Genomic DNA, 11,550 nt, shown 5'->3' with positions numbered 1-11,550 from the left:
TTACATTATACCGTTAGGGAGATGACTTGAATGCCACAATTTTTTGAAGGACATTTAGTATCAGAAGGATCCAGATATGGAGTTGTCGTTGGACGTTTCAACGAATTCATTACCAGTAAATTGCTTAGCGCAGCGCTCGATGCTTTCAAACGTCACGGCGTGCAGGATGATGAAGTGGATGTAGCCTGGGTTCCAGGTGCGTTCGAAATCCCTTTGATTGCGCAGAAAATGGCGGAGAGCGGCAAGTATGATGCGGTGATTACGCTGGGAACTGTCATTCGTGGATCAACTACACATTACGATTATGTATGCAACGAGATGGCTAAAGGGGTAGCGGCAATTAACCTGAAAACAGGCGTGCCTACGATCTTTGGACTGGTTACAACAGAAAATATTGAACAAGCGATTGAACGTGCCGGAACCAAGGCGGGTAACAAAGGTTGGGATGCAGCTACGGCGGCAATTGAGATGGCAAACTTGACGAAACAGCTAAAATAGTGCTTATTTAATAGTAGTGCCCTGCTTTGCGCAGACGAACACGGGAAACCGGATTCGGACGGCTTAGCAGGGTTTTGTATTTTTCTGGCGGGAGGATTCGTCTAGTGACGGTAGTTACATACAAACTGGAGACTTTTGAAGGGCCTTTGGATCTGCTGCTTCATCTGATTGATAAGGCTGAAATTCATATCCAGGATATTCCCATCAGCGATATTACCGATCAATACATGGCGTATCTGCATTCGATGCAGGAACTGGAACTGGATATTACGAGTGAATTTCTGGTCATGGCAGCAACACTGCTGTCGATCAAGAGCAAACTTTTACTGCCCAAACCACCGGTAATTGAGGACTTTGAGGATTATGATTTTATGGAAGAAGAAGATTATGATCCACGTGCAGAGCTGATTGCACGTCTGATAGAATATCGCAAGTACAAGGGAATTGCGCGTCATCTTCATGAACGGGAGTGGGAACGCAGCCTTATATTTTCCAAAGAGCCCGAGGATCTGCGCCCCTATATGCCCGTAGAAGCCCAATCGAACCCGGTTGAGGGTTTACACACCTCTGACCTGATTGCAGCCTTTCAGAAGGCGCTACGCAAGGCTGAGAAGCGCACAACTGTAACCCGAATCAAACGGGATGAGATTTCGGTTAAGGATCGGATACGGGATGTCATCGGCGCTTTGGAAAGTATGGGGCCGGGAGGCAGACTGTTATTCTCCAAGTTGATGGACGAGCATATCTATCGCCATGAGATTGTTGTCACTTTTCTGGCGGTGCTGGAACTGATGAAGATGAAGCAGATTGTCTGTTATCAGGAACGGATGTTTGAGGATATCGTTATGGAGTGGAGAGGGGAAACAAAGAATCATGGATTTTCCGAAATTGAAATCGATTATTGAAGGCCTGCTGTTTTTGTCCGGAGAAGAAGGTCTGAGTATCAAACAAATCGCCGAGATCGTCGACCAGCGAGTGGAGCTTGTAACGGACGCGATTGAGGAGATGATTCATGAATTTTCACAGCAGGGACGAGGTGTACAGATTCTCAAGATCGCTGGTGTAGTTCAGTTGGGCACCTTGCCTGACCACGCTGTCTATTTCGAGAAACTGGCATACTCTCCCGCACGCACGTCCTTATCCCAGGCGGCTCTGGAGACGCTGGCCATTGTGGCGTATCGTCAGCCGATTACACGGGTAGAGATTGAGGAAATCCGCGGTGTAAAATCGGAGCGGGCCATCCATACGCTTGTGAATAAGGATTTGATTATTGAAGTGGGACGAGCCGAGGCCATCGGACGACCAATTCTGTATGGAACGACCAAGTCATTCCTGGATTATTTCGGACTGGCTTCAATTAAAGACCTTCCGGAACCAGGCTTGTTCGAAGATTCGGAAAACCTGGAAGAAGAGACACAACTGTTATTCAACAAACTGGATTTGCAACAACTGGAACCGGAAAGTGCTGATCCGGCGGATGACCTAGGTCATATCGACAACGAAGACGATAATACGGATTCTTCACTCTAATTTGCTAGCTCAAACTAACCGACACCCATCAGTGGAGTCGGTTTTTTTGTGCATTGTTTTAGATAAATGGTGAATAGAACAGTTTACAAATAAATATGTAATGGGATTTTTAGGTCAGACGTGAATTTTTTCCTATTCAGAGTGCCATACTAGACGAGAAAAGAATTGAGGGCTTGGAGGTAAGGCCTGTGTGGATTTGGCTTGGAGGAATCGGTTTGTTGTTCGCATTGCTGATTGCCGCAGTCCTCATCTCAAATGTTCATGTACATTTTACATTCAGTAAACATAAAAGTGATGATTACGCCAATATTAATGTTCGTCTTCTCTATGGAATTGTGCGGATTAACTATGAGATCCCGAGTATTGTTTTTCGCAATATGAAGGAAGGTTTTCTGGTCAAGACCGAACAATCCATGAATCATTCGAGAGGCGAGGCCCAGGGAAGTGAGCGGGTCAACAAACGCAAAGTCAAGAAGTGGGCTAAAGATGTGAAAATTATGCTTAGGGCAACAGACGCACTCAAGCTGTGGCTTAAGCAAACACTCACACGCGTACATATGACCCAACTGTCCTGGGCTACCCACATCGGCGTTGGTGATGCAGCATATACAGCGGTGCTGACGGGCTGGGTGTGGAGTATCAAATCCATTATTATTGGTTTTCTCACCTATCAGATCCGCTTTGATGAAACACCCGTGCTTCAGGTTATGCCGGTATGGTCCGATGAAATGGAATTTAGAACCGATCTGGATTTCAGAGCGAAAATTCGGATTACAGCCGTTCTGATCGCTGGAGTTACACTACTCACCCGTGTGCTTCAAGTCGAAGGCGGATGGCGGATGTGGTTCAAACTTCTTCAGGAACAGCGCCGCAGGCATAAGGAGAAGCAAAAGAAGAAACTTAGTGGGACAACTCTGTAAAAACCCATTATAGCCGACCTGTTTTGGAAATATGAGGTTGGGGTTCGGTGAGTGTACTTAAAATGCTTATTTACATAAGTCCCTTCAAGTTTGGGGATGATATGGTTAGATCAAACCTAGCTTACATTGAAACTGGAGGGAATTAAAATGTCAGATCATCCAATTCAAGGCTTAATGGAAACCGCTATGGAGAATATCAAGGCCATGGTGGATGTCAATACAATTGTTGGCGATGCAGTCGAAACACCGGATGGTACCGTGATTCTGCCAATCAGTAAGGTGGGATTCGGATTTGCTGCCGGTGGTAGTGATTTTCACGTCAATGGAGAAAGTAATGGCAAAAGTGGTGCTACGGGTACCTCTGCTGAACATGCGAGTTCAGCTAAAGTTGCTTCTCCGTTTGGTGGCGGTAGCGGCGGCGGTGTATCCATACGTCCTATTGCGTTCCTGGTGGTAGGTAAACAGGGGGTACACATTGTGCCACTCGATAACTCCACACATCTGTTTGAGAAACTCATTGACTCTACGCCTTATGTTCTTGATCGAATTCAAGGCATGTTCCAACGTAATACAACACCAACGAATACAACAGATGTACCAGTTACACCAGATCCATCAACCTATAGCTGAATCAGTTGGTCATGATCCCTCCCGCATCCCAGCGTGAGGGATTTTTTGCTGTTTGTTCAGCGAATGGTGAGTGTTTTTTCGGTGGTTTCCGTATTGCATGAGACTTATGTCTATGATCCGCCTAACCTAGACATGAAATAGGTTATTGAAGGGGGAACGTTAATGCACAGAGATACCGTGTTTATGGTTTTGTTTGGCTGGCTGCTATCGGCAGTCGTGTATTTGGTAGGAGGAATTGATCACCTGTTTATTGCAGTGACCATCTTTGTGGGGCTGGATTACATCACAGGGGTGCTGTCTGCATGGTATAGGAAGGAGTTATCCAGCAGGGTTGGATGGTGGGGGCTTGCTCGTAAGTCATTGACATTTGTCTTTGTCATTATTGCACATCAACTGGATATGGTTGCAGGCAATTCAAATGATTTTATGCGAGATGCAATGTTAATGTTCATCATTGGTACCGAAGGAATCAGTATTTTGGAGAACATGGGAAAACTGGGCCTGCCTGTACCGAAGTTTATCACTTCAGCACTCTTTAAGCTTCGAGGGAATGAAGATCAAGTTGAAGATAAGGAGAAGATGTCATGATACAGATCACTAAGGATTACATACCGGTGAATAAATACAGCCGAGCCGGACTGAAATTAAAAGCGAAACGTGGAATTGTGATGCATTATACGGCTTCTCCCGGAGCGCCCGCGAAGAACATTAGCAAATACTTTGCAAGTCTGGCACAGCAGGATTCCAATAAAGCAGTGAAAGGTCGTTATGCAAGTGCACATTTCTCGGTAGATCGAACTTCGATATATAACAGTCTCCCGGATGATGAATTAGCTTATCACTGCGGGAGTGCAACATACACGAAAGAAGCTCTGGCCAAACTCGGGACATATCCGAACAATAGTACAGTGGGCATTGAGATGTGCATTGAAAAGGATGGCAGTATCCATGAAGATACATTCAATAACGTTGTAGACCTCGCGGTATACCTAATCAGGGAACGGGGCTTTCCACCGGTCTTCTTCACACATAAAGAAGTGGTTGGATGGAAGGAATGCCCATTGCCATGGATTAAGCAACCAGGTGAATATGAAAGATTTAAGCAAGCAGTACATATAAAACTAAACCCACTACAAGAAATAGCAGTAACGGAGGATGATGATATGAATACGGTTCTGGATTATGCACAATGGGCCTGGAATGAACTTGATCAGTTCATTGGAGATGCCTACAACGACAAGGTGATTGAAGATTGGGCATGGGTAGAGAAGGTACGCAAGAAGAAGTTAACCTATGGAGAATTGTTGTTACTGAAAGTTTTAATTGATGAGCGCAGACGTAAAAAGTCCTAACCGCGAGAGCAGTACATATTGATTAGGAGCTAAGGATGCCTGCTGGTTAACCAGGAGTTAAAGTGTGCCGGATTTTTCAAAAAATAAAAATGTTGTATAATCACGATATGGTCAGGATACTCAAGTTCATATTGGGTCTGAATCGAGGATTCATCGACGACTCCAATAACAGCGAGTTGATTTGTCTCCATCACATGTGTTGGTGTGGGTGAGCTCATACAACCATCCTTTCGTTTATTAAGTCAGAGTCAACAGGGGCGATGGAGATGTCCATGGTCCCTAGATGACCTATACGAGACAGGATGGGGAAGGTTAAGCTGATCCGGTTCAAAAGGGTTCGAAATTCAAAAAAAGCAGAACCCCACGTCGAATGTGATGTGGGGTTCTGCTTATGTAACTACTCTTTTGAGAACGTGTCCAGGGCCTCATCTGTAAGATGGAGTTCTGCGAAAGCCCTGCATATCTTTTGGAAAGATCTAATGGTATTTGTCTCGTACAACATCTCAATGGGATCAAAACCTAACATGACAAGCGAATCCACAAGTTCTGTCTGATCTACTTCTGTATGGTGGAGCGCTTCAAGCATGGTTTCAATAACAGTTAAAAATAAAATGGCTTTATTCACTGTCTCGATTGGTGTCCCCTCCTTCGTAATACTACTAGAATAAGCGGAGGAGGACAGAAAATAACGAGAAAGTCCAATTTCTCAGTGATGAATCTATTTAATCTAAAAGTGTGGAGAGAATAACTGGTTGTTGTAAATTAATATCTGATGATAAGCTCTCCCTTTGTATGTAAGATTAAGCTTTTTCGTTTACTTCGTGGAGAATGGAATCAATTAATTCATCATCAATCAGAGTGCTAGCTTTTTCGAGTGCCAACAGAATACCTTGCGGTTGTTCAAAAAAGACTGTAGAGAGAATAGGGGCAACCTCATCTAAATTAATCTTCTCAGCTTTGACCATACTGATCAAGGCAACAACGATCTCATGTCCCTCCACGTTACCTTCCATAAATCTTGTTCGTAAATGAGTTGCTACTATTTCAGTCTTTGACTGCGAGTACGCCATTACATTTCCCTCCAACGGTTCGAATATCTTAGCAGAGCTCCTCTTCATGCAAGTTTAAACCAGGTTAGATTAGGAGTTATCTTAACAATAATAAGGCAGATAGTTTAATTTATCAACAGCTACTAAGTCAATAAAATTGGATTTGTAATTACAGTTTTATCCAGTAAAAAAGACCCGGAGAGGGTCATTTTTTGGGTCTGCCTTCCCAATAATCAGGAAATCCGTTGTAATCCCATGCGTTCAGATTTTCGCTGTCGGCTTGAATGGCAACATCTGCTCCGGAACCAAAGTCAACACCTACGGTTTGCAGTTCTTTGGCCTTAATAACCAGTACCTTACCGGGTGCACCTGCACACACCAGAGCAAGCTTCCACGGTGTCTGTTGGTAGATATGTTCCATTTGTTTGGATGCTGTGCTCACATGAGACCACGAGGGGCAGTCCACCGTTCCCACGATGCTTGTCCACCCGTATCTCCGCTCCAGAACTTCTCGATATTGCTCGGCCTTGGCTCCGCAGATCAGAATAGGCATGGTCTTGAAAGTTTCATAGAATAGCTTGAATCGGGCGATGTAATTATTCTCAAAAGCATAGAAGGTCTCTCTGGGTTCAACTTTGTAATATGCAAGGCACATATCGAATAACGGCTTGAAATACCAGTGATCTGTCTGGATCAGGTGTCCAACGTAATCCGCTTTTCGCAGACAGTGTACAATAATTTCTCTCGCACTCGCGTTGGGTAAGGTTATCCCGCAATAGGTAGGATCGTTCAACCAGCCGTAATGAGACTTAATGAAATCCATAGTCAGAACGGTATCGTGGGCCAGAATGGTGTTGGAAGCATCCCCAAATCGAACAGAAGCATGGGCTTCTCCATCAGAGGCCATTTGGAACCAGTTGTGGATTAATTCTACACTCCCCAGCATGCCTGTCACCTTCTTTCCATGTGTGAATAATGGTTTTTTTGGTATACATATTCATCAACTCCTTCTGTACTAGAATAGGAAAAATGCTTCGTTCTCTCTCTTCTTTTGAGCAATCACTCCTTTTTTGTTTAATGTGCGAAGGTTATTGAGCAACAGTCTAGACTATGTAAAAAGGGAGAGGGGATGGACTGTGAAAAACGTATTTATAGGTAGTCCTGTACGAAACCGGGCTTGGATTATGGAACGGCACTTGCAATCGCTTGAGCAACAAGCAGTGCAGAAGCATTTTATGTATATCCTGAATGATAGTGAAGATCAGACGGAGCATATCCTTGATTGTCATCAGATTCCTTATCTAACTCATAATCTGGGGAGAACATATGGTCATATACGTGGACAATATTCCTATCACAACCTGGCGTTGTTGAGAAATATGCTTCTGGATGAGTTTCTGAAATCGGACTGGGAGTATCTGTTCTCAATTGATACGGATATCATCATTCCCGAGGGTAGCCTAGGGCAGTTAATGGATAATGACAAAGATATATGCTCCATGCTTATACGGAATCACCCAAAGTTAAAGGCTCATAATGCCATGATCGGCGGAAAACATATACCTGAATTCAAAGCGGGTTTGTTCCCGGTAGAACTGACAGGTGCCGTATATTTGATTAAGCGTGAAGTGATCGAAGCAGGGGTTCGATATGGTTCTCATCCAACAGGTGAAGATGCACCATTCTGTGAGCAAGCTAGAAGATTGGGATTTGAACTGTTTGTAGATACTCGGTTGCGTCCCGTTCATGCCTATGCGGAAGGGGTGGAGTTGATTGCTCAATTGGTTGCTTCGTAGAAAACAACGAGAAAATCCGGTTTTTGAAAGTATAGAAATGACTATTGTCTACCCGCCCGCACTCGACTGGAACCTTTTGTTCCAGCGTCCTCAGCAATTGATGACCGCCTTCTCCAATATTCCAGGTATACGGGCCATCTTTATCAACGAAGAAACTTACAGAAAGCAGAGCCGCCCGATTGAAAAGTTAAATGAGGATCTGTTCCTTGTGCAAAAAGGCGTGAACTACGATCACCTGGTCAAAGGAAAGAAGGTACTCTGGTTCTCGAATCCAGGTCAGTACAATTATTCGGATGGACGAAAGTTTGATTTTACCGTATTTGATTACCTTGATAATTCGGCTGACGAGTTTGCTGTGTGGAAATCCTACATCCCGAAATGTTTTGACCGTGCAGATCTTATTGCCACGACTGCCAAGGTGATGTACGAGGCACATAAACATGACGGCAAACCAATCTTTATGTGCCCTAACGGGGCAGATTACAAACATTTTGAGAAAGCGCGGGCAGTTCTGCCCAAACCGGCGGATTTCCCCGATGTTCATGATGGGCAAAAGATTGTGGGTTTCCACGGGGCAATGGCATCGTGGGTGGATTATTCGCTGATTACCGCTATTGCAGATAAAGGTTATCGTGTCGTTTTAATTGGAAACAATGCCCTCTATCAAAAAAATATTGTGCATCCCAATGTGACTTGTCTTCCGCACAAAGATTATAAAGTGCTTCCCGCCTACATTGCACAATTCGATGTCTGTATCGTGCCATTCAAGCTGACAGAGATGATCCGTGGCTGCGATCCGATCAAGTATTATGAATATTTGTCTGCGGGCAAACCTGTGTTGACAACGCGTATGGAGGAAATTATTCATAAGTACAGCGATGTAACTTACTTTATGAATCAGCATAATTGCGGGGTGATGTTGGAGAAAGCGATTCGTGAGAATAGTACTTCCAAAATTGCGGCAAGAGTAAGGGTGGCTAAGTCTAATAGCTGGGATGGCAGGGCAATGGATGCCGTGAAGATGATTAATCAGGTCGTAGGAGGTATGAGAAATGAGAAAGATATTTAAACGAATGTTTGGTAGCCAATCGACTACACCAACAATTGAGCTTGAAGAAATAGAGATTGACGCGACGGAGTTCAATGTTAAGACCTACACCCCGAACACGGATACTACGATTGTATATCTGCCTGCGATCGATTTTCATAGTGAACGATTCGGGCGTCGACCACAGCGGCTGTTAAAGGCACTCGCGGAAGTAGGCTACAATGTAATATATATCAACTCCAGTGATGAATTCTATCAGGTAGATGCCTTGGAGTATCCATATCCGGAGATTCCAAACTTTGTTGTAGCACGTGTGGGCCATAATGTCCGTACGCTGTTTCAAGGTGATCGTGTAATCTATTGGGTGAACGATAGCCGGCTGGCAAGTTCTGTCGAGACAGCCTATCCAGATCTGGTCGTATTTGATTCGTTGACCGATCCGGATCAGTACGAAAAGCACAAACACAAGATGGAAGCTGTTGCTGACGTTGTCTTCATTACACCCGAGAGAATCTATGAGCATGGCAAATACTGCTCACATGTTCATCTGGTTACTGCCGATGAATTTGAGATTAAAGAACGTGCGGAACAGGTAGCGCAAATTATTGATTCTTTGCCAAACAGAATGGCCCCTCTAATGTAGGGGTCTTTTCTTTGATCGTATATAGGCCTTTTCCTTTTGCAAAGATGACGGGGCTAATCCTGCTTCAATATATTTCGTTTACATTATCGTTAGGGAATGCAGATAGCGTTCTACACTATAAAAAGCAGAGACGGCGAACAGCCAGACGGGTTAAACGAAAAGGATCTCCCGATCTTCAAGTCCTAACCTGATCCTGGCTTAAGCAAGTCTCAGTAGCTAAAAATACATACTATCCTAAGGAGTGGACTGTTCAATGGCTAAAAAAATGATTATCAAAGGTGTAGGTACGTTCATGGCTAAACGCCTTCCAAAAGATCCGATGGGCGAAATTGAGGTAGTTACCCTGGGTACCCTGCAAGATCTGAAAATTGACCTTAACGTGGAGCTTGAGGACATCTTTGGTGGTGACGGTCTGTTTGCCATTGATGTACTGGTGAAGTCCAAATCGATTGAAGTGTCGGCAACAGATGCCAAATTCGATCTGGATGCGATCCAGCTGATGATGGGTTCAACGGTACAAGAGCAAGTGAAGTCTTATGTATGGGTGCTGAATGAGCAGTCTACAGTGGCTGCAGGCGTATCCAATTCTGGCTTTGCTGAAGCCAAGCCAAAATATGCAAGTAAAATCTATGGAAGCAACGGTGGCATCACGGTTCGTCTCAAAGATTCCAACACATTGCTGAAACAACTCACTTCCAAAGGAACGGCCGTGGAACCAAATGCGTTCTTCTACGACGAAGCGAATGGTGTAGTCATCCTGAATGCTGCTCATATCGAAAAGGAGATTGTGCTGAACTACAAACGTGAAGAAACTGTAGACATGGTTGACCTGCTGGTTGACGAAGTACCATTCCCGATCTCTGTCGTTCATCACGGGACGTTCCAGCAAAAAGATGGTTCGTATGCAGGTGTTGAAACCGAGTTGTACATGTGCCGTGCAAAAGGAACATTCAGCATCAATGCCCAGCGCGCTGCCGCTTCTGCATCTGCAATCTCCTTGCAGATTCTTGATCCTGAACGTGCTGACGGAAAAATCGGCAGCATCAAACGCTTCAGCGCACCAAGCAAGATCTAATATCTAAATAAGGTTGATTGCTCCTGGCAAGGTATCAAACGGCATCTGTGTCCTCCCCTTCACAGAGCCTTGCCTTGCCAGATTTTTTATTATATGGGGGAGAATGTCCTGGGGAGGTCTTTAAATTCATGGAAACAGAACAAGAAAAAGCCGAGCGTGAACTTGCGGAAAAGCTAAATGAGGAAGCGGCGAAACGAATCAAAGATGATCCGGAAAACAAACGGGTGACTCCGGAGGAAGTGGAGGCTGCTGAGCGTGCATTCTTTGAAGATGATGAGATTATTACGCTGCGGGATCGACGGAAATATCGTATTCCGCCATGTAACCTGAAGGATGCCCGCCGTCTGATGAAGTTGCTAAAAACGGTGAATATTGATGCCATTATTCTTAATTTCATTCCGACTGAGAATGATAAACTGGACGAAAAGCGGCAGCAGGATTTATTTGATGTATTGGCAATGGCATTCAAAAACTATCCACATATCGTGACCAAAGATGAGCATGGTGAGTATATCATCAATCGAGAATATCTGGATGAGTACCTTGATCTGAACACAGCTCGCAAAGTCATTGATATGCTCATTGGACTCAATGGTTTAAAAAAGTAGAACGCACCGAGGGGGAGTCTTTGGAGGGAACCGAAATCCGTGATACGGATACACAGGAACCCGTTCACTGGGGAGAAATCTTCTTCACCCTCCATAAACACTGTGGGCTGAACAAGTGGGAGATTTGGGAGTACACACTCCCTCAGGTTGCGGAGCTGTGCAAGTCAGCCGAGAAATATATTCAATTTGAGGTTGAACTTATGACAGCACCTCTTCGCATGTTCGGTGGCGGTGGGGGCGAGGAAGTTGAAGAAGATGGGACCGTCAGACGTAAAAGAACCTTCAATGACGAGGATTACACGGAGATATCAGAAGATGATATCGGTATGCTTGCACAAGCGCTCGGAGGATAAGAGAGAGACATCCCGTTTTGCCTAAATGAAGGTAGAACGGGATTTATG

Annotated in this window: 17 protein-coding genes; 13 read left to right on the top strand and 4 right to left on the bottom strand. The window is 44.6% G+C overall.

Going from position 1 to position 11,550, the window contains the following annotated elements; all coding sequences use genetic code 11:
- The first annotated feature begins 30 nt into the window (after positions 1–30).
- The 7 genes from ribH to J2X75_RS24470 all read left to right on the top strand — a co-directional run bounded on the left by ribH (position 31) and on the right by J2X75_RS24470 (position 4,930).
- Positions 31–498 (top strand): 6,7-dimethyl-8-ribityllumazine synthase, encoded by a 468-nt coding sequence (gene ribH, locus J2X75_RS24500; protein WP_017687651.1) that lies wholly within the window; start codon positions 31–33, stop codon positions 496–498.
- Positions 499–602: 104 nt separating this feature from the next.
- Positions 603–1,403: a segregation and condensation protein A gene (locus J2X75_RS24495; RefSeq protein ID WP_076328266.1), complete on the top strand. Its 801-nt coding sequence runs from the start codon at positions 603–605 to the stop codon at positions 1,401–1,403.
- Positions 1,372–2,028, top strand: a complete 657-nt coding sequence (scpB, locus tag J2X75_RS24490; protein WP_310341084.1) for an SMC-Scp complex subunit ScpB — start codon at positions 1,372–1,374, stop codon at positions 2,026–2,028. Before J2X75_RS24495 ends, scpB begins: the two co-directional genes overlap by 32 nt.
- A gap of 188 nt (positions 2,029–2,216) precedes the next feature.
- The gene (locus J2X75_RS24485; protein WP_310341081.1) at positions 2,217–2,948 is read left to right on the top strand and encodes a DUF2953 domain-containing protein; all 732 of its coding nucleotides are present in this window, start codon (positions 2,217–2,219) and stop codon (positions 2,946–2,948) included.
- 147 nt (positions 2,949–3,095) lie between these two features.
- Positions 3,096–3,578, top strand: coding sequence for a GerW family sporulation protein (gene ytfJ, locus J2X75_RS24480; RefSeq protein ID WP_105599496.1), 483 nt, complete (start codon positions 3,096–3,098; stop codon positions 3,576–3,578).
- Positions 3,579–3,740: 162 nt separating this feature from the next.
- A complete protein-coding gene (locus J2X75_RS24475) occupies positions 3,741–4,166 on the top strand; it encodes a phage holin family protein (protein ID WP_036607828.1) in 426 nt (141 codons plus the stop codon).
- On the top strand, positions 4,163–4,930 hold the full coding sequence (locus J2X75_RS24470) for a peptidoglycan recognition protein family protein (protein WP_310341077.1): 768 nt from the start codon (positions 4,163–4,165) through the stop codon (positions 4,928–4,930). Before J2X75_RS24475 ends, J2X75_RS24470 begins: the two co-directional genes overlap by 4 nt.
- Before the next feature lie 29 nt (positions 4,931–4,959).
- On the opposite strand, the gene J2X75_RS24465 is transcribed toward J2X75_RS24470, so the two are convergent.
- The 4 genes from J2X75_RS24465 to J2X75_RS24450 all read right to left on the bottom strand — a co-directional run bounded on the left by J2X75_RS24465 (position 4,960) and on the right by J2X75_RS24450 (position 6,925).
- Complete coding sequence (locus J2X75_RS24465) at positions 4,960–5,148, bottom strand: hypothetical protein (protein ID WP_310341075.1); 189 nt, start codon at positions 5,146–5,148, stop codon at positions 4,960–4,962.
- Positions 5,149–5,327: 179 nt separating this feature from the next.
- A complete protein-coding gene (locus tag J2X75_RS24460; protein WP_076328272.1) occupies positions 5,328–5,555 on the bottom strand; it encodes a hypothetical protein in 228 nt (75 codons plus the stop codon).
- Between the two features lie 175 nt (positions 5,556–5,730).
- Positions 5,731–6,000: a hypothetical protein gene (locus J2X75_RS24455; RefSeq protein WP_036607821.1), complete on the bottom strand. Its 270-nt coding sequence runs from the start codon at positions 5,998–6,000 to the stop codon at positions 5,731–5,733.
- Between the two features lie 184 nt (positions 6,001–6,184).
- Positions 6,185–6,925, bottom strand: a complete 741-nt coding sequence (locus tag J2X75_RS24450; protein WP_307534725.1) for a GT-D fold domain-containing protein — start codon at positions 6,923–6,925, stop codon at positions 6,185–6,187.
- A gap of 190 nt (positions 6,926–7,115) precedes the next feature.
- On the opposite strand from J2X75_RS24450, the gene J2X75_RS24445 reads away from it, so the two are divergent.
- The 6 genes from J2X75_RS24445 to J2X75_RS24420 all read left to right on the top strand — a co-directional run bounded on the left by J2X75_RS24445 (position 7,116) and on the right by J2X75_RS24420 (position 11,502).
- Entirely contained in the window at positions 7,116–7,775 is a 660-nt protein-coding gene (locus tag J2X75_RS24445; RefSeq protein ID WP_310341067.1) for a glycosyltransferase family 2 protein, read from the top strand.
- Positions 7,776–7,812: 37 nt separating this feature from the next.
- Positions 7,813–8,844 carry a glycosyltransferase gene (locus tag J2X75_RS24440; protein WP_310341065.1) on the top strand — a complete coding sequence of 344 codons (1,032 nt, stop codon included), beginning with the start codon at positions 7,813–7,815 and terminating at the stop codon, positions 8,842–8,844.
- Entirely contained in the window at positions 8,828–9,466 is a 639-nt protein-coding gene (locus J2X75_RS24435; protein WP_310341061.1) for a hypothetical protein, read from the top strand. Before J2X75_RS24440 ends, J2X75_RS24435 begins: the two co-directional genes overlap by 17 nt.
- 253 nt (positions 9,467–9,719) lie before the next feature.
- The gene (locus J2X75_RS24430; RefSeq protein ID WP_310341059.1) at positions 9,720–10,541 is read left to right on the top strand and encodes a hypothetical protein; all 822 of its coding nucleotides are present in this window, start codon (positions 9,720–9,722) and stop codon (positions 10,539–10,541) included.
- Positions 10,542–10,669: 128 nt separating this feature from the next.
- Positions 10,670–11,149: a hypothetical protein gene (locus tag J2X75_RS24425; protein ID WP_310341056.1), complete on the top strand. Its 480-nt coding sequence runs from the start codon at positions 10,670–10,672 to the stop codon at positions 11,147–11,149.
- A 20-nt stretch (positions 11,150–11,169) separates the two neighbouring features.
- A complete protein-coding gene (locus J2X75_RS24420) occupies positions 11,170–11,502 on the top strand; it encodes a hypothetical protein (protein WP_310341053.1) in 333 nt (110 codons plus the stop codon).
- The last annotated feature ends 48 nt before the right edge of the window (positions 11,503–11,550 follow it).

Origin of the sequence: Paenibacillus sp. 2003 (genome assembly GCF_031455635.1) — a bacterium.
Classification (GTDB): Bacteria; Bacillota; Bacilli; order Paenibacillales; family Paenibacillaceae; genus Paenibacillus; species Paenibacillus amylolyticus_B.
This window is presented reverse-complemented; position numbering and strand designations above follow the sequence as displayed.